General features: G+C 59.2%; 17 protein-coding genes and 1 riboswitch. Of the genes, 12 read left to right on the top strand and 5 right to left on the bottom strand.

Annotated elements, in window-relative coordinates; translation table 11 throughout:
- Positions 1-2: 2 nt before the first annotated feature.
- Entirely contained in the window at positions 3-638 is a 636-nt protein-coding gene (gene thiE, locus ACPYOP_RS08180; RefSeq protein ID WP_481409883.1) for a thiamine phosphate synthase, read from the bottom strand.
- Positions 635-1438, bottom strand: a complete 804-nt coding sequence (gene thiM / locus ACPYOP_RS08175) for a hydroxyethylthiazole kinase (RefSeq protein WP_481409882.1) — start codon at positions 1436-1438, stop codon at positions 635-637. Before thiM ends, thiE begins: the two co-directional genes overlap by 4 nt.
- 50 nt (positions 1439-1488) lie before the next feature.
- Positions 1489-1585, bottom strand: a riboswitch (TPP riboswitch).
- Between the two features lie 235 nt (positions 1586-1820).
- Here thiM and ACPYOP_RS08170 point away from each other — a divergent pair.
- The 3 genes from ACPYOP_RS08170 (at position 1821) to ACPYOP_RS08160 (ending at position 5244) form a co-directional block, all read left to right on the top strand.
- A complete protein-coding gene (locus tag ACPYOP_RS08170) occupies positions 1821-1967 on the top strand; it encodes a DUF1127 domain-containing protein (protein ID WP_015342994.1) in 147 nt (48 codons plus the stop codon).
- Between the two features lie 582 nt (positions 1968-2549).
- Entirely contained in the window at positions 2550-3425 is an 876-nt protein-coding gene (gene yghU, locus ACPYOP_RS08165) for a glutathione-dependent disulfide-bond oxidoreductase (RefSeq protein ID WP_481409881.1), read from the top strand.
- Positions 3426-3636: 211 nt separating this feature from the next.
- Positions 3637-5244, top strand: a complete 1608-nt coding sequence (locus ACPYOP_RS08160) for a hypothetical protein (protein ID WP_481409880.1) — start codon at positions 3637-3639, stop codon at positions 5242-5244.
- Positions 5245-5343: 99 nt separating this feature from the next.
- On the opposite strand, the gene ACPYOP_RS08155 is transcribed toward ACPYOP_RS08160, so the two are convergent.
- Positions 5344-6696, bottom strand: a complete 1353-nt coding sequence (locus tag ACPYOP_RS08155; protein ID WP_481409879.1) for a sigma-54-dependent transcriptional regulator — start codon at positions 6694-6696, stop codon at positions 5344-5346.
- Positions 6693-8570, bottom strand: a complete 1878-nt coding sequence (locus ACPYOP_RS08150; protein ID WP_481409878.1) for a sensor histidine kinase — start codon at positions 8568-8570, stop codon at positions 6693-6695. The genes ACPYOP_RS08155 and ACPYOP_RS08150 overlap by 4 nt, the downstream gene beginning before the upstream one ends.
- A 218-nt stretch (positions 8571-8788) precedes the next feature.
- Between ACPYOP_RS08150 and ACPYOP_RS08145 the strand changes: the two genes are divergently transcribed.
- From ACPYOP_RS08145 to ACPYOP_RS08105, 9 genes are all read left to right on the top strand, one after another.
- Entirely contained in the window at positions 8789-10117 is a 1329-nt protein-coding gene (locus ACPYOP_RS08145; protein ID WP_481409877.1) for a dicarboxylate/amino acid:cation symporter, read from the top strand.
- A 296-nt stretch (positions 10118-10413) separates the two neighbouring features.
- Positions 10414-10947 (top strand): NUDIX hydrolase, encoded by a 534-nt coding sequence (locus ACPYOP_RS08140; protein WP_481409876.1) that lies wholly within the window; start codon positions 10414-10416, stop codon positions 10945-10947.
- A gap of 312 nt (positions 10948-11259) precedes the next feature.
- A complete protein-coding gene (locus tag ACPYOP_RS08135) occupies positions 11260-11505 on the top strand; it encodes a helix-turn-helix domain-containing protein (protein WP_481409875.1) in 246 nt (81 codons plus the stop codon).
- Positions 11506-12052: 547 nt separating this feature from the next.
- A complete protein-coding gene (locus tag ACPYOP_RS08130; protein ID WP_481409874.1) occupies positions 12053-12607 on the top strand; it encodes a DUF982 domain-containing protein in 555 nt (184 codons plus the stop codon).
- A 903-nt stretch (positions 12608-13510) separates the two neighbouring features.
- Positions 13511-14206, top strand: a complete 696-nt coding sequence (locus tag ACPYOP_RS08125) for an outer membrane protein (RefSeq protein ID WP_481409873.1) — start codon at positions 13511-13513, stop codon at positions 14204-14206.
- A 54-nt stretch (positions 14207-14260) separates the two neighbouring features.
- Positions 14261-15451 (top strand): Hint domain-containing protein, encoded by a 1191-nt coding sequence (locus ACPYOP_RS08120; RefSeq protein WP_481409872.1) that lies wholly within the window; start codon positions 14261-14263, stop codon positions 15449-15451.
- A 164-nt stretch (positions 15452-15615) separates the two neighbouring features.
- On the top strand, positions 15616-17934 hold the full coding sequence (locus tag ACPYOP_RS08115) for a glycosyltransferase family 4 protein (RefSeq protein WP_481409871.1): 2319 nt from the start codon (positions 15616-15618) through the stop codon (positions 17932-17934).
- A gap of 7 nt (positions 17935-17941) precedes the next feature.
- Positions 17942-18889, top strand: a complete 948-nt coding sequence (locus ACPYOP_RS08110) for a hypothetical protein (RefSeq protein ID WP_481409870.1) — start codon at positions 17942-17944, stop codon at positions 18887-18889.
- Positions 18886-19731 carry a tetratricopeptide repeat protein gene (locus ACPYOP_RS08105; RefSeq protein ID WP_481409869.1) on the top strand — a complete coding sequence of 282 codons (846 nt, stop codon included), beginning with the start codon at positions 18886-18888 and terminating at the stop codon, positions 19729-19731. Before ACPYOP_RS08110 ends, ACPYOP_RS08105 begins: the two co-directional genes overlap by 4 nt.
- A 144-nt stretch (positions 19732-19875) precedes the next feature.
- Here ACPYOP_RS08105 and ACPYOP_RS08100 read toward each other — a convergent pair whose 3' ends face one another.
- The gene (locus ACPYOP_RS08100) at positions 19876-21087 is read right to left on the bottom strand and encodes a KpsE/RkpR family capsule polysaccharide export protein (protein WP_481409868.1); all 1212 of its coding nucleotides are present in this window, start codon (positions 21085-21087) and stop codon (positions 19876-19878) included.
- Positions 21088-21209 lie beyond the last annotated feature (122 nt).

Genomic DNA, 21209 nt, shown 5'->3' with positions numbered 1-21209 from the left:
GATCATGGGCGGGCCTCCTTGATGGCGTTCGCGATGACGGCTGTCGCGGCTTGTGGGTTCGGTTGGCCGCAGATGGCCGAGACGACCGCAAGGCCGTCCGCGCCGGACGAGAAAACCTCTCTCGCATGCTCTGCCTTGAGGCCGCCGATCGCGACTGAAGGAACCGGGCAGAGCCCGACGATGCGGGTGAGACCATGGAAGCCGATCGGTTGCTTGTGGTCGGGCTTGGTTGCCGTGGCAAAGACCGGGCCTATCCCAGCATAGTCGACGATCCCAGCATCCATGGCGGAGGCGAGGGCTTCCGTTTCCACCGAGAGGCCGAGGATCATGTTCGGCCCGATCAAGCGGCGCGCTTCGGCGGCATTCATGTCCTCTTGTCCGATATGCAGACCATCGGCACCGATGGCGATGGCAGCCTCGACATTGTCGTTGACGATCAGCCGGGCATTGGTTCCCTGCAGGATCTGTTTGAGAGCCCGGCCCGTCTCGATCATGACTGCGGTCGAGGCATGTTTGTCGCGCAGCTGTACGATCGTGGCGCCGCCGGTAATGGCCGCCCGGGTCGTTTCGATCATGCCAAGGTCGGCACATAGCGTGGGGTCGAGAACGAGGTAGAGCGAGAGATCGAAGTCTTTCATGCTGCCGATATCCTTGCGTCGCGATCCAATATTTCCGGAGTGAGGGCTGCGAGTGCATCGAGGAAGCGCCAGGAGAAGGAGCCTGGGCCTTCGGCTGGCACTCCCGCCTGCGCACCGGCAACGGCAAAGACCGCGAGCGCCGCTACGGTTGCATCGAATGGCTCATCCGGCGTTGCCGCCGCAAAGGCGCCGACGAGGCAGGTGAGCGAGCAGCCGAGGGCCGTTACCTGCGGCATGAATGGCGAACCGCCGGCAATGCGCTTGGCCTTCTGCCCATCCGTCACGAGATCCGTAACGCCGGTGACGGCGACCACGCATCCGTGCTTTTCAGCCAGTTGCCGGGCGGATTCTTCCGCCTGCTCTACGGCGTCGCGGCTATCGACGCCCTGGCCACGGCTGGCGCCGCCGGCAAGCGCGATGATCTCGGATGCATTGCCGCGAATGATCGTCGGCCGCAGCTCCAGCAATTGCCCGATCGCCTTGCGGCGAAACCCGGTCGCATAATGGGCGACCGGATCGAGGACCCAAGGCTTTCCGGCGTCGTTGGCCGACCGAGCCGCCTTCAGCATGCCCGCAAGCCAGCCGGACGAGAGCGTGCCGATATTGATCGTCAGTGCGCCGGAGATCGCGGCAAACTCGCCTGCTTCCTCTTCGGCATGCACCATCGCCGGCGATGCCCCGGCTGCGAGCATCACATTGGCCGCAATATTCATGGCGACGAAATTGGTGATGCATTGCACCAGCGGCGGATTGGCCCGCATGGCATGAAGCAGATTGCCTAGTGTGGTTTGGTCTTGCATATCGCCCTTTTCGGGCGGGCGAGGCGCAAAGGGACGACGTGCTGAACTTCGCGAGGTCCCGAGCGACTCCCTCCGCCAGCATGATCTGGTTCAGGTTCGAAGGGTCCTTCTCAGCCCGCCGGAAAGCGGGCGCCCCTGTCTCTCATCCTCCTACTTTTCGCAGACAAAGACGCCGGTGTCATCAGCAAATCACAAAGGCTTCAGCGACGAATGGGAATTGGAACCGCCTTATTTCCGGGCGAGACATGCATTGAATGCATGGGTGCAGTGATCTCTTAGCTCTGCAAAAGGCTGAGGGTTTCGACTACATATCTCTCATCGAAGCGACGGGAGCGCCAAGCACGGCCGCTCAGCTTCGAAAGCCCAAGGAAAGGGGATCATCATGAACGTAGCACGCTCTTTTAATAACTGGCGCAAGTATCGTCAGACGGTCGCCGAACTGGGCCGTATGTCCACGCGCGAACTGCATGACCTGGGTATCGATCGCGGCGAAATCCGCAATGTTGCCCGAGCAGCCATCGCTCGCTAACGGCCGCAACGGCTCCTTATAAAGCTGCATTATGCCAGCGCCTGTTCTCCAGAGCAGGCGCTTTTGTTTTGTCTGGAAGCTATCGTTCCATGCTTTGATCTGAACCGTAAGCGGATCAACTCAGCCAGCCGCTTTTCGCATAGCGCATAACTGCCCTGCAAATAAATGCCTATGCAGTGAGCAAAACTTGGCTATTATCCTTCTCATCGAAGCGATGCATCTCCTCCCGCATCCCTTCGTTTTTGCAGACGTCCTTCTCCTCCTCCCAGGGACGACTGCGGGAACAGCGGCATTCCTCCTCCCGTCCGCTGTTCGGTTCTTGTAAAAAGCCTGCCGCACCTCCTCCCGCGGCAGGCTTTTTCGTTTCAGACCACATTCAACCGATTTTCGCTTCATCCTCGCTGCCACGCAGCGCGTGTCGAAACGCGATCACTGCCGTTTGTGCCATCTCCGATCCGGGCTTGGTTGAAAACCGACGACCTCCTCTCGCAAAAATGAACGGCCGGCACTATGTGCCACACCTGTAGCGCGCTACATCGAAGACCAACCCCCAACGTGATTCCCCGAGACAGGAGGATGCCCATGACCGGTTCTGCCGAATACACGCCGCCGAAAATCTGGACTTGGAACAAGGCCAATGGCGGCCAGTTCGCCAATATCAACCGTCCGATCGCCGGGCCGACCCATGAAAAGGAATTGTCTGTGGGGCGTCATCCCCTGCAGCTTTATTCGCTCGGTACGCCGAATGGCGTGAAGGTTACCATCATGCTCGAAGAGCTGCTGGCGCTCGGCCACAGCGGCGCGGAATATGATGCCTGGCTGATCAAGATCGGCGAGGGCGACCAGTTCGGCAGCGGTTTCGTCGACGTCAATCCGAATTCGAAGATCCCGGCCTTGCTGGATCGCAGCGGCCCGCAGCCGGTCCGCGTTTTCGAATCGGCTTCTATCCTGATGTATCTCGCCGAAAAGTTCGGTGCCTTCCTGCCGACCGAGCAGCCGGCTCGCGCCGAATGCCTGTCGTGGCTGTTCTGGCAGATGGGCAGCGCGCCCTATCTCGGCGGCGGCTTCGGCCATTTCTTTGCCTATGCCCCGACAAAGATCGAATATGCGATCGATCGCTTCGCCATGGAAGTGAAGCGCCAGCTCGACGTGCTCGACCGTCGTCTTGCCGAAAGCGAATATATCGCCGGCAGCGACTACACCATCGCCGATATTGCGATCTGGCCGTGGTATGGCGGTCTTGCCAAGGGCTGGCAGTACGGCGCTGGCGAATTCCTGCAAGTGCAGGATTACAAGAACGTTCAGCGCTGGGCCGAGCAGGTCTATTCGCGTCCTGCGGTCAAGCGCGGCCGAATGGTCAATCGCATGACGGGCGATCCGTCCGAGCAGCTGCGCGAGCGCCATGAGGCCAGCGACTTCGAGACCAAGACGCAGGACAAGCTCGAACCTGCAAGCTGACAGGCAGTTTTGCTCGTTATTTCTTCGAACCCGCGGTCTCCGGCTCGCGGGTTTTTAATTGGTTTGCAAGCGATGTTCGTGAGGCGGCCAAGTCAGCCTCGCTCCATCTTGTCGGGTCTAATGTCCTGCTGCCGGAGGCGTACCGCCCGGCAGAGAACGCAAGGCGCTCCCGCAATGCGTTTCACCCATGACGCAAGAGGAATGCTTCTCCATGCAGCAAGTTGCTGATGATAATGCCCTGGATAACAATGCCATCGCGGGCCTGTCGTCGCAGCAATCGAATGGGGAGAGAGAGGCGCTTTTAAAGTGCCTGGTTTCGGGCGGTGACGAGCGGCTGGATTGCGATGCCGCCAGCGGCCTCAATATGTATGGCTATGGCCCGGCGCCTCGTCCGGGCGACCTTGCCTTCGGCTCCTCCACGGCGTCGACGATTTCCGCCGGTGCCTTTGCCGAAGTCAAGACCTACCACGCCGGTCTGGTCCGCGAAATGGAAACCGGCTCGGTCGCAGCCATCTATGAGCGTGAAATTGGACGAGTGCGTCAGGATCTATTGCGTCAGCTTGGCCTCAACCAGGTCGCCGGACAACCGCACATTGATGCGATCCTGGCAACCTCGGGCACGGACATCCATCTCTTTGCTGCCTCGCTTCTGGCGCGTGAGGATGATCGCGCCTTGATGACCATCACGCTGATGGGCAACGAGACCGGCAGCGGCGTCATGACCGCTTCGGCCGGCCGGCATTTCATGGGGCGTGTCAGCAGCGACCGCGCGGTTGCCAAAGGCGAGGAGCTGCGGCCCGGCGACGCAACACGCAACGCGACTATCGCCGTCCGGAACAAGGACGGTTCCCTTCGTGCGGATATCGAGGTCGAGGAAGAATTGCGGGGCCTGATCGAACTCGGCCGTGCTGCGGGTTTGAGATGCCTGCTCGTCGTGACCGATGTCTCCAAGACCAGTTTGCTTGCTCCGAGCCTGGAAACCGTGCTGCGCCTTAAGGCGCGTTTCGGCGACGCGCTCGACATCATGATCGATGGCTGCCAGTTCCGCCTGTCGGCGGCAACGATCGGCGCTTACCTCGCGCATGGCTTCATGGTGGCGCTCACGGGCTCGAAATTCCTTGCCGGACCGATTTTCTGCGGCGCGCTTCTATGCCCCCCGCAAATGTCGGAACGCTTCAGGCATCGCCACCTGCCGGCGGCTCTGTCCGATTATTGCGGCAAGGCCGAATGGCCAAAGGGTTGGGCAGCGCGCGAAACGCTATCCGAGCGCGCCAATTTCGGCCTGCTGCTACGCTGGAAGGCGGCTTTGTTCGAATTGCAATCCTTCGTCGCTCTTCCGGAAGAGCAGGTCATTACCGTTCTCTCCGCCTTCGCCGAAGCCGTAACCGCCAGGCTTGCCAACGACCCCGCCTTTGCGTTGCTGGACAGCCGCCCCCTTGATCGGCGCTGCCTGTGGGATGTGCCGTCGGTTCGCCACTGGGATGAAATCCCTTCGATCTTTTCGTTCTATCTGCGCAACGCTGGCGATGCAGATGTCTTAAACGCTGCCAAGACCGCGGCGGTCTACAAGGAGCTGGCCATTGAGGAAGATGGGTTCGCCGCCGTGCGCCTTGGCCAGCCCGTTCGCTGCGCCGATTTCGGCGAGATGCCGGCCAGCGCCCTTCGCATTTGCCTGAGCGCGCCCTTGGTCGTGGGGGCTGCCAAGAGCACCGAAGCGCTTGCAGGCGTTATCGATCAGGCCATGCTGGTGCTCGACCGGACGGCGGAGATCGCGGCACGGCATTCCTCCATGCCCACCGCAAGGCTTGCAAGCGCGTAGAGCATTTCCGCTTTTCTTCGAATCGCAAAAATGCCCTATCTTCTTGTTTTTCTACGCATTCCGGACGGAAAACCGCTGCGCACTTTTCCTGGAAATGCTCTAGAGGTCGGCGAAATCGCCTCTGACGATCCCGTGGCGCTGCAGCTTGTCGTAGAAAGTCTTTCTCGGAATGCCGAGTGCCTCTATCGTCTTCCTGACGTCGCCATTGTTTTGCTGCAGGGTTTCGCGGATGAGGTCTGCCTCGTAGCGCTCGACGCGGGCAGGCAGTGATAGTCCTGCCTCCACCGTCGGCGCGTCACCGGATTTCGGCAGGACGCTTGCCTCCAGCCCAAGCACGAAGCGTTCGGCAAAATGCGAGAGTTCGCGAACATTGCCCGGCCAGTCGTGCTGCTGCAGATGGCGGCGCACCGTGGTCGTAACGGCCGGCACATCGCGCTTGAAGCGGCTGGCGGCGCGTTCGGCGAAATAGCCGAAGAGCAGGGGGATATCGTCGCGCCGCTCCCGCAGCGGCGGGATGGAAAGCGTAACGACATTGAGACGATAATAGAGGTCTTCGCGAAAATCGCCGCGCTGACCCGGGTCGCTGAGATCGACCTTTGCGGCCGCCACAACGCGCAGATCGACGGGGCGGACCTCGTTCGTTCCGAGCGGTGTCACCTCGCGCATTTCCAGCACGCGCAGCATCTGCACCTGGATCGCCGGCGGCATGCTTTCGATCTCGTCGAGAAACAGCGTGCCCGCGCTGGAATGCTCGATGCGGCCGATGCGCTTTTTCTGCGCCCCGGTGAAGGCGCCAGGCTCATGGCCGAAGAGCTCGCTTTCGATCACGGTTTCGGGCAGGGCGCCGCAATTCAGCGCAACGAAATTGCCCTTGGCGCGGCGGCTCCAGCGATGCAGCAGGCTTGCCACGACTTCCTTGCCGCTACCGGTTTCACCCGTCACCAGCACATCGACATCCGTATCGGCGATCTGCCGAAGCGTGTGGCGCAGGCGCTCGATCGCCGGGGTCTGGCCGATCAGCGGAAGATCGCCCTGGGCCTGCTCCGCTGCCTGCCGCAGCGTGCGGTTTTCCAGCACGAGCCGCCGTTTCTCCGCCGCGCGCCGCACGCTCTGCACCAGTCGATCCGTCGCGAAAGGCTTGGCGATGAAATCATAGGCACCATCCTGGATCGCCTGTACCGCCATCGGTATATCGCCATGGCCCGTCATCAGGATAACGGGCAGATCGGCGTCGAACGCTTTGATGCGGGCAAAGAGCTGCTGGCCGTCCATCTGCGGCATGCGGATATCGGAGACGACGACACCGGCAAAGCCGGAATCCAGCGCGTTCAGCGCTTCGGTCGCGGTGGGGAAGGCGGAGACGGTAAAGCCGGCAAGTTCAAGGGTCTGCTTCGTCGCTCTCAACAGATCCTTGTCATCATCGATGAGGAAGACGGGGGAATGGTCCTTCATGCTGTGGCCTTGCGCAAATGGATGGTGAAGCGGGTGCCGCTGCCGTTGCTCTCGACATCGATCCGGCCGCCATAGTCGACAACGATATCCTTTGAAATGACGAGGCCGAGGCCGAGGCCCTTTTCCTTGGATGTATTGAAGGGCGTAAACAGCTGTTCGAGGATTGCGGCGGGGATGCCCGGCCCGTTATCCGAGACCACGATCTCGACATCGTCGGACGTCTCGCGCACCGAAACATCGACCTTGGCCTGCTCGCGGCCTTCCAGAGCTTCCAGCGCATTCTGGAAAAGATTGATCAGCACCTGTTCCAGCCGGATGCGCGTGCCGACGACGAGGAGGCCTGTCGGCGGCAGATCGATCTTCAGCGCATCGAGACGGCCGGCGAACCGGCTCCTGAGCAGGACGACGGCACCTTCGATCGCACTTCTGATGTCCACCGGCTCGGGCGCGGTTCTTCCCTTGCGGCCAAAGGCCTTGAGTTCTTCGGTGATCGTGCCGATGCGCTCCGTCAGCGCCGCGATCGCGGACAGATTGTCCTTGACCGGCTCGGTCTGCTGCCTGTCCAGGAAGATATGGGCATTCTCGGCATAGGCTCGGATCGTCGCGACGGGCTGATTGATCTCGTGGGCGACGCCAGCTGCGACTTGCCCCAAGATGGCAAGGCGGTTGGCCTGCACGAGATCCTGCTGCACGCCCTGCAGCTTGGCTTCCGTCGCCCGGTGGTCGGCGATCTCCGCCTCCAGCCGGTCGCGGGCACGGCTGAGATCCTCGGTGCGTTCCAAAACGCGGCGCTCCAGCTCTTCGCGGGCGATCCTGCTGACGGCGATCTGCATGACGGAGACATCGCGCCGCCGCAATAGGAAGGCGGCAAAGGCGAGTATCGGCAGCAGGACGGTCAAGGTTAAGAAACGCGTCTCGCGCATGGAGGAGGCAATCGCCTGATCGGTCGGGATGAGATAACCGAGCTGCCAGGGGGTCGAAGGGATTGCGGTCGTCAGCCGCAAATATTCGGCGGCGCTGCTGCCGGGCAGGACGGCGCGAACGATGGTCGCATCCGGGCCTATAGCTTGCGGACGGCTGATCGGCAGAGGCGAGAGCGGCGCGGCGCCGAATTGCAGGCTCTTGCGAATGGCTGCCGCTTCTTCCCGGTTAAGTGACGTCGTCGTCATGAAGCGCCATGAAGGCAGGCTGGTGATAAGGATCACGCCACGTTCGTCAGTCACATAAGCAGGGCGGCCGCTCTCGCTCCAGTCGGCCTCCAGCTGATCAAACTCCATTTTCACCACGACAACGCCCAATGCCGAGCCGGCATCGCCGACGCGGCGCGAAATATAGAGACCGGGGCGGTTGCTGATCGTACCAAGCGCGTAGTGCTCTGCGGTTCCCGCCTCCATGGCTTTGCTGAAGTAGTCGCGGAAAGAATAGTCGTTGCCAACGAAGCTCAAGGGCTCCCGCCAATTGCTGGAGGCCATCGTGACCCCGTCCTTGCCGATGACATAGAGGACCGAAGCGCTGGTGCCGGAAACGAGGTTCTCCAATTTGCGGTCCAAGGCAACGATATCGTCGATCCGCCGTCCCGCGAGAGCCTCACGGACCTGCTGATCATCCGCCAGCAAGAGCGGCAAGGCGCGCGGACGCTCGAGAACCGCTCGCAAGAGTGCGACCTTGAGATTGGCATCCGTATGCGCCTGCCTCTGCAACGTCTCGATCGCGGAGACACGGCCGTAGAAGCTTGCGCCATAAAGAGCGACCCCAATGATGGCGGCGGATAGGAACGCAAAAGCGAGCCAAACCCGGCGGGAGCGCCGGCTCAGCTGCTCTGGCGTCAAAAGTCGATCCGTGGCGGCGCGCTGTAGCATCGCCGTATTGTGCATATTTCCGCGCTGATCGCAATTCAATCTGTGCGGATTGCCGCACATGTTGCAAGGCACGTTCCCGCGCCGGAATTTTAAAATACATGAAATCAAATGGTTAATGCCTTTCCCCTCAATTGGCACGCCCGTTGCAAAGCCAGACGGAACAGTCGGAGGCTGTTGAATTCTAGTCGTCGCCCGGAGGGCCGAGAGATCGGTTGGGCTTAACGGAGGACATCATGATTGCTCCCATCGCTGCCGCCGAAACGCGCGGCAAACTTCCCTTTTACCGGCATCTCTATGTGCAGGTCCTGACCGCCATTGCCGCCGGCATCCTGCTCGGCCATTACTACCCTCAGTTTGGCGCATCGCTGCAGCCGCTCGGCGATGCCTTCATCAAGCTGGTGCGCATGGTCATCGCGCCGGTCATCTTCCTGACGGTCACGACGGGCATTGCCGGCATGTCGGATCTGAAAAAATTCGGCCGCGTCGTCGGCAAGGCGTTCATCTACTTCCTGACCTTCTCGACCCTGGCGCTGATCGTCGGCCTCATTGTCTCGAATGTCGTGCAGCCGGGCGCCGGCATGCATATCAATCCGGCGACGCTCGATACGAAGGCCGTCAACAATTATGCGGCTCAGGCCCATGATGCGACGATCGTCGGCTTCCTGATGAACATCATTCCGGACACGATCGTCGGCGCCTTCGCCAAGGGCGATATCCTTCAGGTCCTGTTCTTCTCCGTGGTCTTCGGCATCGCGCTCGGCGCCGCCGGCGAGCGCGGCCGCCCGGTCGTCGACTTCCTGCAGGCGCTGACCACCCCGATCTTCCGCATGGTTGCGCTGCTGATGAAGTTCGCACCGATCGGCGCCTTCGGCGCCATGGCCTTCACCATCGGCAAGTACGGCATCGGCACGATCGCCAATCTGGCCTTCCTGATCGGCACGTTCTACGCCACGTCACTGTTCTTCATTCTGGTCGTGCTCGGCGCCGTCGCCCGCTACAACGGCTTCTCGATCCTGGCGTTGATCCGCTATATCAAGGAAGAGTTGCTGCTGGTGCTCGGTACTTCCTCGTCGGAAGCCGCATTGCCAGGCCTGATGAACAAGATGGAACGTGCGGGCTGCAAGCGCTCGGTTGTCGGCCTCGTCATCCCGACGGGTTATTCCTTCAACCTTGACGGCACCAACATTTATATGACGCTGGCAGCCTTGTTCATCGCCCAGGCAACCGACACGCCGCTGTCGCTTGGGGACCAGATCCTGCTTCTGCTGGTGGCCATGCTGAGCTCCAAGGGCGCCGCCGGCATCACCGGTGCGGGCTTCATCACGCTTGCCGCTACCCTTGCCGTCGTGCCCTCGGTGCCGATCGCCGGCATGGCGCTGATCCTCGGCATCGACCGCTTCATGTCGGAGTGCCGCGCCCTGACGAACTTCGTCGGCAATGCGGTTGCCACGATCGTCGTCGCCCGCTGGGAAAACGAACTCGACCAGACCAAGTTTGCCGCCGCCATGGCGGGGCAATTGAGTGAGGAAATCGAGGCGCCTGGCTTGCAGGCGGCCGAGTAGGCTTCGCTTCATCCTCCCAAGTGCGAAACGGCCTCCATGTGGGGCCGTTTCAATTTCGGCAGCCGGGGCGGTCACGGTTTCGTGTATCGACCGCGACGACCCATGCAACTCTCCTCATCAACAGCAGGCTTCATAAAACTGTCACTGCAACGGCTCACAGCATCATACTGACAGTTGGGTATTTCGGCAGAGCCGCAGGATAGGAGGGCAGCGTGTCGCAGAGGAATTTTGTGAACGCACGCCAGCCGGCTTTTGGGTGGGTTTGCCTCTATCGACCTTGTCGTGGGTAACCGCGCATGGCGTCTTCAATATCAGCGCAGCATAAGGCCTTGAGGCGTTCGGAGAGTTTCCTGTCAGAGCTTGCTTCCCATGCGGATGCGCTGCTTCATGGCCGCGTCCACGAACAATATGCTGCGATCTGCTACAGGAAAGAAGCCGAACGCGACGATGCAGTGATGCTCGTCGTCACCAGCCGGGAAAGCGGGCGCTGGGTGGTCCCGAAGGGTTGGCCTATCAAGGGCAAGAAACCGCATGAGGTCGCAGCCATAGAGGCTTATGAGGAGGCTGGCGTGCGCGGAAAAGTGAAGAAGAAGCCTTTCGGCTACTTCACCTATCTGAAGCAGCTTGCCGACGGCAATCGCTTTCCCTGCATCGTAGGGCTGCATTTGCTTGAGGTCGATCAGGTGCTTCAGGATTTCCCGGAGCGAGGCCAGCGCCGCGTCGAATGGGTCTCCTTCATCGAAGCGGCCAATCGCGTGCGCGAACCGGAACTCAAGGGCCTCCTGCTCGCGGCCGAACGGAAGATACGCAAGGCAAGGGGCAAGAAGTAACTTTGCCGGAGTGGGTGATGTTGGCTCCTAGCTATCGCATCCCGTGGCAGCGAACGATCGCGAAATAGGCCTTCAGCGCACCCGGCTATTTTGTAACCGTGACGTGCGGCGATATCACTCAATATTAAAATATGACATGAGCCGAGAGCCAGGCGCCGGGCAGCTATGCGCTTCCATGCTTGCCCTTGCCGCATTGATGCCTATATTGACCCAGCGTTCGGCCGCGTCTGTTTAGGTCGATATGCCTCATGGCTGCAATAGCTGCCTTCACCCGGCAACGAACTGCCGGCGGACTTTGGAAGGAGAAATTTCATGTCCATTACTCCGAATAATATCGATAGTTCAAAGGCTTCTACCGTTCCCCATGGGGAAATCGCAGCTGCCGTGCGGCAGGCGCGTGAAGCCATCGGTTATACGGTTGACGATCTGTCTGAAACCTGTGGCCTCACCACTGAGGAAATCATTGAAATCGAGGCCGGTGCAGAGGCGGATTCGGCGAAACTTCGTCGCATTGCCACCGCATTGCAGGTTCCGCCATCCACTTTTTTCATCTTCTGAACAGGCGGCGCACTTCGGTGCGCCCCTTCAATTTCTCCTGCGGAAAATCGGCATCTTGTTCGTTTACAATATGGCCGCACACGATATCGCGCAGGGCGATGCTCATTTCTCGTGTTCCTTCCCACCTTCGTTGTGCGATCCGGGTTGGCGTGAATGCTCTCCCGTCAAATTCGCCGATCCGCGGAGCGCATATGTTTTCAACTGAGGTCCGATGAAGGCGGTTGGTGGGTGCTCGGTTGAGAGGCATCAGCACATGTCCGCAACCATGTAGCTCTGAGACGTGCAGCTTGGTTCAAATGGAAATCCTTCCATGGAACCTTTAGGCAAAATTTCCGTGGTTATACATGATAAAGCAAGCCCGGAACGGTTCCATGGCTGGTATTCACAGTTTTTGTTGCAGCGATACTGGTCAAACTCGCTTCGTAGCGCTAGTTTGGTCATGTTAAACTGCTGATTTCAAATAGTAATACTTTTGTCGATGCAACGTATTGCGGCTGCGGAGGCTCGTAGTGGGCTGGGTTGAGGACGCTAATTGGGGCATGTTGGCATGGGGCGGAATACCAAGGATTTTGGCATTGATTCTGATATCGGCGAACAGTTTGTTCGTTCGAATCCCTCGAAAACTCCTGGTCCTCCGGGGCGCCCGGAAGATAATTTGACGATGTCGCGGGGTCGGCCAGCCGCGAGCAAAAGCGATCTCGAACGCACAGCCGCCGAGGATGATGCGCCAAAGCCAGGTGATACTGCTCGCGACATGAAGTTACTGACCAAGCTGGTCATGAAGCAAAGATGCGCAGGTATCGAACGAGCTGCCGTTCAGGATCGGCAGGATTTCTCCGGCGAGAATTCCGACAACCTCCGAAACCTTACGTTCGAGCCGGTCAAAATCAGCCTCGATGATGATGGTACAGTTCAGATCGTCGATTCCGTCATGCGCGCCGTGGAGTGCCTGACGACACAATGGCCGGTGCGCTATGGAGAGGCATTCGAAGACGCGCTCCAGACTTGCATTGACGGCGTCACGGGCAGGGCGTCGCCGCAGCAGGTTCGATCGGCATTTATCGCGGCCGCCAAGGCGGCTGGCATCCCCGTGACGCTCTGAAGGAAGAGCAGACCGCCGTCTTTCAGCGTAGTTGTCTGTCCGTTCGTCAGCCTTGGCGGTGCTGCCAAAAAGCCGGCCGAGCGGAATTGACCTTGAGGATACGAGGAGGTCCGGCCGATGCATGTTGCAGGCGACCGAACCTCCCGACCATCGCAATTTGGCGGTTGCGATAGTTGCAAAGATGTCGCCTGCCGCCGTCGTATCGTCCATACGAGAAACGACGCGAGAAGTCTGATTGCGCCTGACTTTGGAAAGCCGGCATTAGAGTAAGCAACAACCTAACACCCGGATGTTTGTTTGTTTCGCAACGTCATAACGCCCGGCCGATGTCGCGCGACGCGGTTCGATGCTCGCGCCAGGATTGCTCGGCGACGATCTTTGCTGAATCCTCAATGAAGATTACGAACGGCGCGGACGTTGGGGAGGCTCGACGTACCTTCAAGGGTCCGCCCCGTCGAGCCTCCCACTGCAGCGGATCGGTGTCTGCAGTAGCAACCAAAACCTGCAGATTAGTCCGGCGCCTGTCTATATCGAAAGCGACAGCGCGCATCGGATTGCGTCACCCTTAAGTTCCCGCAAACAATCGGCTTTCTCTGATCGAGAAGGATGTCGCGAGCCATCACATGCTTATTCCGGAACGCTGAAACGACGCGATGTGAAATCGATTCCTCATCGTTGAGGTCAACGGGATCAAAGTAGATTCTCCGCGACTCTCACAAGTAAAAATGAAGTCATAATTCAATACATATTGCGACAATATTGTACAGATAAAGCATGTATTCCAGAAATATATATTAGTTACGGCGTATTTACAGCTATAAACGCGCCTATATTATGGCGTCGACGTGAACTTTCACAAGTTACATGTTGAATCTTGTGAATCCCTTCGAGGAGAATTTTCGAATGCGCAAGTTTTTGGGATCTACCGCTTTCCTTTTGACGATGATTGCGGCAAGTGCAGGTTATGCGGCCGACCTCTCAGTCTCAACCCCACCGCAAGCTCCGGTGGAAACAGCACCGGTGTTTTCGTGGACCGGCTTTTATGTCGGTGTGAACGCAGGCGGCGCCTTCGGTGGCAACGACACGGTAGGGTTTCATTCCTTCGGGAGCTATCTAGGTAAATTTGGGAAACTTGAAGGCTCCGGCTTCCTTGGGGGCGGCCAGATCGGCTACAACTACCAGTTCGATCCCAATTGGGTGATCGGCCTCGAAGCCGATTTCCAGGGTGCTGATATCAGCGACTCTTTCAGAAGTGATGTGGCGAGCGCCTCTTCGAAGATTGATTGGTACGGCACACTCCGTCCGCGCATTGGTTATGCTTACGATAACACCTTGTTTTATGGCACCGGCGGCCTCGCCTATGGCCATGTCAACTACAAGGGCTCTCTCGCCGGCTTCGGCAGCTTCGACGACGACAAGACCAAGGCCGGCTGGACAGTGGGCGCCGGTGTCGAACACGCCTTTACCGATCATGTGACTGCTAAACTCGAATATCAGTATGTCGATTTCGGCAGCAGCAACGTGGGTGGAGACGTGCTTAATTCCAAAGCCAGCCTCGACTTCCATGCCATTCGGGTGGGTCTGAACTACAAGTTCTGACGAAAGCGTTTTCCTTTAAAAACAACGTGTTAATCTAATGGAGAGGATAATCACATGGCTTTGATTGGCATCAACCTTGTGGACAACGGCACGACCACGATCAACAGCAGTAATGCTGGTACGTCGGGGGATACAATCCAGCTCAACCTCGTTTCCAACGGTACAGTCATCGTTGACGGTGTGGATGTAAATATCAGCAATCTCGTCGGCACAGGCGCGCTTTCGAGCACCACGATCGAAGCCATCAACGGCGCCAATGTGACGCTCAATGCCGGCCTTGCGAATATCGGCGCCGGTTCGACCTATACCTATGCGATCGGCGCCGGCTCCAGCATCAACGTCCAAGCCAGCCTGATCAACGTCGGTTTGCTGAATGGCGTTACCGTGGACTTTGCCAATGCGAATGGCACCGGTCTGTTCTCATACGATCCCGGTGGCATCAATTTGGGCTTGTCGGCGCCGCCGAATGTCACGAACGTTCAGTCAGGCGACAGGATCGAGGTCGTCGGTTCGAATTCTGTCCAGCAGTCGGGAAATACCGTCACGTTCTATGGTGCGTTGGGCATCTTGAGCCCGCTCGGCTCCTACACGATACCGGCAGGCGTTACCTATACTTATGACCCAAGCACCGACACACTGACCTTCACGAGCTGCTTCCTGCGCGGCACGCTAATCCGTACGCCGGAAGATGAGATTCCGGTCGAGGATCTGCGCGTCGGCGATCTCGTCGTCACCCATAACGGCGTGGCGGAAATCAAATGGGTCGGCCGCCGCCGGATTGATCCCAAGGCGATCGACAAGCCCCGCGACACGCTCCCGATCCGCATCCAGGCGGGCGCCATTTCGGAAAATATTCCCGCTCGCGATTTATACGTCTCTCCCGATCACTGCATGTTCTTGGAGGAAGCGCTGATCCCGGCCAAGTTCCTCGTCAACGGCACGACGATCACGCAGGAGACGACGCTGGTTCCGTTCGAATATTTCCATATCGAACTGGAGCAGCATGCGATCGTCCTGGCCGAGGGAGCACAGACCGAGACCTATCTCGATCTTGGCGGGCGTCTCTCCTTCCTCGAGCCTGGCGTGTTGCGGTTCGGCCCTCTTGCCGGTGTGGCGACGCGGACCTGGAATGACTGGTGCTATCCCCCGGTCTATGCGGGCAAGGTGCTCGAACAGGCTCGCGCCTCTCTCGAAAAGCGGGCCGAGGAAATGGGCTATATCGTCAGAGAAGCTCAGGCATCCTGACATACAAGCCGAGCAGCGAGCTCCAGACGGCGACGGTCGCCCGGAGCTGAAGCAAGCGATACGCGCAAGCCGGCATTCTCGTCATTCGTATCAACGATACGTCCACGAGTTTGCCCGCTTGCCATATCGCTCATTTGTTTGTTTCCAGTGCCTGGGAGTGATGGATGCGCCATGACGATGCTGTTTCGCCTTATTCGCTCGATGCGGGGCGCATCGACGAACGATCTTTGATCGAGAGATTTGCCGGCAAGACGGTTTTCTATGACGGCGTTTTCAAGGGCGACTACAGTCTGGCGATCGTCAATCGTCATCTCGCTCAGGCGCTCATAGATTTAGGCATCAATCTGACCTGCCATACGGACGAGGACGACTGGCAAGGTGACGCAAACCTTTCGGCTGCCACGGACATCATGCGCCGCATGCGTAATGACTATCCGTTCAAAGAGATGTACGACATCCATTTGCGAAACACCTGGCCGCCGGCGACCCATGATATGGTCGGGCGCCAGAACACTTACGTTGGGTTCGCTTGGGAGGAGCTTGAATTCCCTCAATATCTGGTGGATCGCTTCAATCGTGATCTCGATGTCGTGACCGTAATATCGACCTTCGTCCGCGACAGTTTCCAGCGCTCTGGAATAACCATTCCCGTGGAGGTAACCGGAAATGGCTGCGATCACTTGACAGCCTCGGTCACCTCCAACGATACGCCCTTGCCGGCAACCGGACGTCGGCGCATCCTGCATGTGTCTTCCTGCTTTCCACGCAAAGGTGTCGATGTCCTGATCGAGGCATTTCTGCGCACGTTCCGCGCGGATGAGCCGGTCGAACTGGTGATCAAGACGTTTCCGAACCCAAACAACGTATTGGCATCGATCCTTGCGGAAAAGCGCGACAGACTGGCCGACGCACCGCCGATCACCATCATCGAGCAACATTATGATGCCAGCCAGCTGCGTGCGCTTTATCGGTCCGCCGCGATGCTGGTGGCACCGAGCAGGGGGGAGGGCTTCGGCCTGCCTTTGGCCGAAGCCATGCTGCTCGACGTTCCGGTGGTGACCACGAACTATAGCGGCCAACTTGACTTCTGCCGCCCGGATACGGCCTGGTTGGTCAATTGTCACATGTCGGCGTCCCAGGCTCATGTGGCAGGCTCCCACAGCTTATGGGCAGAACCATCGGTGGAACATCTGGGCTCGCAGATGCGCGCCGTGCTCGATCGTCCCGATGAAGCACGCAGCAGAAACGAGAAAGCAAAAGCGCTTCTGAAGACGCATTTCAGCTGGAAGTCGGTCGCCATCCGCACGCTGGCTGCCCTTGCCAAACCCGCCCCCACGGCTGCCGAAGCGCGGCGTGACTGGACGATGGATCTGATCTCTTCCTGGCAGCAGCAATGCGGCATCGCCACCTATTCGCAGCATCTCTACGCCACACCGGCCTTTGCGGGCAGGCTTGATCATGTCTTCGCACGGCGGATCCTAGACGATGCCTTGCCGGAAGCGCCTTCGGACAGCATCGAGGGCATTCCGCGCAGCATGTCACGGCTCTGGGGTTATGACCTCGCTTCGCTCAAGCGTCTGGCGGGACGATTGGAGCAGGGACGTGGCGATGTTCTCTGGATGCAGCATCATCCGGGGCATTTTTCGACAGCGGATATGGAGCTGTTGATCCCGCCGATCTCCGCCACGGGTCATCGGCTGCGCGTGCTGACCATGCACAGCGTGAAGGAGGCCTTGCGAGGCGGCACGCTCGACTGGACCCGAGCATTCGATATGGTCTTCGTGCATTCGGCGGAAGATGCGGCAGCGCTTTCGGCTTCAGGGCATTTGAATCCGATCGTCTTGCCGCATGGTGTTCTTTCCGAGCCGGAAGATGCGCCGGGGCCTGACCTGTCGCACTTTACCATCGGCTCCTTCGGGTTCCTGATGCCGCACAAGAACATCGATCGTCTCGTATTGGCCTTTGCGGAGGCATTAAACTACGAGCCTCGACTGCGCCTAAAGCTATTCAACTGCATGGTTGCAAACGACGAATCCCGGGCAACGCGTGCCATGATCGAAAACCTGATCGAGTATCTTGGAATATCCGAGAAGGTCACGGCGCGTTTCGACTTCATCCCGGAGAGAGAGTTGCGTCGGGAACTGATGACCTGCGACCTGCTTTCATTCCTCTACGGTCATTCGACCGAAACAGCCACGGGGGCCGCGCGCATCGCAATGAGCGCCAATCGCCCCCTGCTGTGTTCCCGCTCACCCGTCCTGCGGGACCTCTGGCCGATCAGTCATGTCGTCAAAAGCACCGAGATAGAGTGCATAGCAGAGGCATTGCTGAGCCTTGCGCAAAATCCCGCGTTGCTGTCGATGCTGGATCGCGATCGCAGCCAGGCAGCGCATTGGTATTCCTATCCGCGCACTGCCGCGCGGCATGTCACAGCCATCGAAAAGATGTTGGGGGGCAATATTGACCATCGCCGAGTTGCATAGACAACCCTTGAGTATTCTACCGAAAGACGTGTTCTCCTTGCCTGCGGAATCCTTTGTCGACGCCTGGGCAAAGGCATTGGACCTGACGGAATCGGACCTCACATCGGATGACCGTCTCTCACTTGCAAATGCCATTCGCGGCGGCACCAACCGGCTGCGCGTTGTCGACGCGTTGAAGGCTCGTCGTCCCGTACCGTCAGCGCTCGGCGGTCCTTCAGGCGTGCAGGCGCTTCGACGGGAGCCGGATCAGTTCGCCATGGTGGAGAACTTCGTGCGTTTTGCCCGCGACGACGATGCGGCCTTCCTGCGTTATGCCTTCTCGCGCATCTGTGGACGGGATCCGACGTCGGCCGAGCGGTTGGGATTGGAGTTCGATCTCCGGCGCGGCGTCGTCACGCGTGCCGCCGTTGTGAAGCGGATCGTCGCCGTTGCGCGTAGGGAAGGCCAGACGGCCTACTGGGATACGCTGCTGCCCGAAAGCGACAGCGAGGCTCGGAATATCGGCGATTCCGCCAATGCGAACATCACTCCATCCGGATTGCTGGTCAATTCAGAAGGGCAGGCGACGGTGGTCTTCGTGCGCGAGGTCGAAAATGTCGGCTGGATGATAGGCCCCGACCTCTTGCAGCAGCCATCGCAGATCAATGATGGCAACTGGAGCGTCCAGCCGGGCTGGTTACTGACAGGCCCCAAGCGTAGTTTCAAGGAAGGCGACTGGCTGCTGGATCTTGAGCTCATCCAGCCGAAGGCGGCCAAGCTCGATATCGAGATGGTCGCCAATTCCGGTCTCGATTTTCTGCAGGCCATGACGCTGGTGGGCTCGTTCTCGGGAAGCATATGCGTGACTGTCAAAAGGGAGCATCGTTTCATCGAATTGCGTATCCGCATTCATGAGCGTCCACCCGAAGACTGCTGGCTGCGTCCGCGAAACATCTCGATGCGGCATGTATCATGAGAAAGGAGCTGCGATTTGCATCGACGCTGCTGCGCGTTGGACAGCCCAGAACCGGCACGGCGGATGCCCGCGCACCGGTCAATGTCCTGGCCGAGGCCGACGCCGCGCGTGACCGGCGCGATTGGGCGACTGCAGCCTTTTACTATCAGCAGGCGGTGGAGCAATATCCCGCACGGATTTCATTGTTGGTGCAGCTTGGCCACGCCCATAAGGAGAACGGCGATTTCGAGGCGGCGCTGGAGGCCTACCAGCATTTCCTGAAGGAGGAGCCGGACGATATCGATATCCATCTGCAGCTCGGCCACCTCTACAATCGAATGCATGAGCCGGATGCCGCGCTGCAATGGTACGAAGGCGCCCATGAGCTTGCGCCTGACGACGCCGAAATAACCGGCCATCTCGAAGCGGCGCGTCTGCGGCTTTCGCGTGCGGATATCGAACGCAAGCGTCAGAGTGCGATGGAATTGGTTCAGTCGAGACGCTGGCGGCAGGCGCAGCCGAAATTGCGCGACCTGGTGGTCTCAGATGGCGAAATTGACCTGATTGCCGTCTACGCAAACGTCACCAAGGAAGCCGGCGATTTCGACGAGGCATTGAAGCTTTATGATGTCTATCGCGAATATGCACACAATCTCGATGCGGCCGCCGTCATCGATGTCGAAATCCAGACGGCGCATCTCTACAAGGCCATGCGGGACATAGAGACCGCTCTTCGATATTACATTCGCGCACGCGACGCCGAGTTCAGCCTCTATGGCCATATTACCGCGGACTCGATTGCCGGGCGCGAGATCCGCGCCTGCATGGCGGAAATCTATACCTGCTTCTGGCACTCCGATTGATAACGGAACGCCACAGCCGGCCGATGCCGTGCTGGAGCATTTCCAGGAAAAGGGCGTAGCGGTTTTCCGTTCGGAATGCGTTGGGAATAAGAAGATAGAGCGCTTTCGCGATTCGAAGAAAAGCGGAATTGCCCAAAGCTTGGATCAACCGCTTTCGTGATCCCTGATAGCAGTCAGCATGAGCCAGCCCAGAAGGTAAGCAAGGCTCAAAGACAGGAAGACCACAACGATGTTCTTGAGGGCGTAGGGCATCTCCGCTTCGTCGGGCAGGTGCGGCGGTACAACGATCTCAAGATAAAGTTGCTGCCGGCGGGCATCGGCCCTGGCTGCTTCCAGCGAACCAAGGGCGGCAACGAGTGCCTTGTTGGCAAATTCCCGCATCAGGACGAGGCTTTCGTAATCGGCGATCCTGGGTGCTACGGATTTGTCCGATCCGACCATCTTGGCCCGCTCATTTTCGATCTGCTGCTCCAGCGCTGCGATCTGGCTGGTCAGGAAGGGGATGGAGTTGCTGTCGGGCGCGGTCTTGCGCGTCTCGGCAAGGCGAGCGCGCGTATTGACCAGCTCGGCGGTCAGATTGGTGATGAGGTCGATCATCGACATGGAGCTGGCATTAGGGTCGATCATCAGTTCCTTGTTTCTGAAATTCGTAATGTTTTTCTGCGCATCGATGACCCGTTGCTGCGCTTCCTGCACCTCATTATCGGCGAAGCGAACCGCGTCGCCGCGGGCTCTTTCGTTCAAGCGGTCGAGCAGTTTGCCGCCGAGGGAAAGCAACGCGGTATTCAGATCGGCGGCATCCTGCGCGTGAAAGGCTGTCGTGCGCAACATGGTGATGCCCGTCGTATCGTTGTGAATGACTGAGACTCGATCCGAGTAATAATTGTAGAGTTCCTCCTCGCTGCTGTTCTCCCAAGGCCGCGGAAAGCGCGTCAGTCGGTCCGCCTGCCGGCTGCCGAAAATGGCCCGCACGGGAACTTGCTCGGTGAGCTCCTTCAATGCCTGACGCGAGCGGATATATTCCTGCACGGAGAAAGTGTCATCCTGCGAGCGGGTGATGCCGCTATTCTGCAGCAGCGAACCGAAGGCATTCGATGACGGCGGTGCCGCCATGCGAACGACGAAGGAGGCCTCTGACACATAGATCGGCGCGGCGATGAAGGCGTAATAGGCGCTGACGACCAGGGTGGGACCGACGACTGCGAGGATGTAGACGCCCAGGCGTGTTGAGCGCCTCGGGCGCTTTCCCGTCTTCGCCGGCCGGACGATCGATCTCGAAATCATTTGGCGGAAAGGCAGCCGAGGCTGCCTTGCATCGACTTTCTTGCTTTGTGTTTCGGAATTTATCAGAGCCATGGCTGCGTTCCCACTGATGACTGCGTGCCGTTGTCTGTCGGCGCCTGTGCGCCGGGGGCGGTAATTGTCCAGGCCCGACGCAATGAAGATTGAGCAAGCGGCTTTCGCCGGTATCGTTGTTC

The organism is Rhizobium sp. KNZ2-6A (assembly GCF_056755475.1).
The sequence above is the reverse complement of the archived record's forward strand: the minus strand, read 5'-3'. Positions and strand labels throughout refer to the sequence as shown.

Coding starts and splice junctions, on each gene's coding strand:
- ACPYOP_RS08150 (WP_481409878.1), bottom strand. CDS start 8,570: ATGCACAATACGGCGATGCTACAGCGCGCCGCCACGGATCGACTTTTG.
- ACPYOP_RS08160 (WP_481409880.1), top strand. CDS start 3,637: ATGCAGCAAGTTGCTGATGATAATGCCCTGGATAACAATGCCATCGCG.
- ACPYOP_RS08135 (WP_481409875.1), top strand. CDS start 11,260: ATGTCCATTACTCCGAATAATATCGATAGTTCAAAGGCTTCTACCGTT.
- thiE (WP_481409883.1), bottom strand. CDS start 638: ATGAAAGACTTCGATCTCTCGCTCTACCTCGTTCTCGACCCCACGCTA.
- yghU (WP_481409881.1), top strand. CDS start 2,550: ATGACCGGTTCTGCCGAATACACGCCGCCGAAAATCTGGACTTGGAAC.
- ACPYOP_RS08140 (WP_481409876.1), top strand. CDS start 10,414: ATGGCGTCTTCAATATCAGCGCAGCATAAGGCCTTGAGGCGTTCGGAG.
- ACPYOP_RS08105 (WP_481409869.1), top strand. CDS start 18,886: ATGAGAAAGGAGCTGCGATTTGCATCGACGCTGCTGCGCGTTGGACAG.
- ACPYOP_RS08100 (WP_481409868.1), bottom strand. CDS start 21,087: ATGGCTCTGATAAATTCCGAAACACAAAGCAAGAAAGTCGATGCAAGG.
- ACPYOP_RS08170 (WP_015342994.1), top strand. CDS start 1,821: ATGAACGTAGCACGCTCTTTTAATAACTGGCGCAAGTATCGTCAGACG.
- ACPYOP_RS08145 (WP_481409877.1), top strand. CDS start 8,789: ATGATTGCTCCCATCGCTGCCGCCGAAACGCGCGGCAAACTTCCCTTT.
- thiM (WP_481409882.1), bottom strand. CDS start 1,438: ATGCAAGACCAAACCACACTAGGCAATCTGCTTCATGCCATGCGGGCC.
- ACPYOP_RS08125 (WP_481409873.1), top strand. CDS start 13,511: ATGCGCAAGTTTTTGGGATCTACCGCTTTCCTTTTGACGATGATTGCG.
- ACPYOP_RS08115 (WP_481409871.1), top strand. CDS start 15,616: ATGCGCCATGACGATGCTGTTTCGCCTTATTCGCTCGATGCGGGGCGC.
- ACPYOP_RS08130 (WP_481409874.1), top strand. CDS start 12,053: ATGGGGCGGAATACCAAGGATTTTGGCATTGATTCTGATATCGGCGAA.
- ACPYOP_RS08155 (WP_481409879.1), bottom strand. CDS start 6,696: ATGAAGGACCATTCCCCCGTCTTCCTCATCGATGATGACAAGGATCTG.
- ACPYOP_RS08120 (WP_481409872.1), top strand. CDS start 14,261: ATGGCTTTGATTGGCATCAACCTTGTGGACAACGGCACGACCACGATC.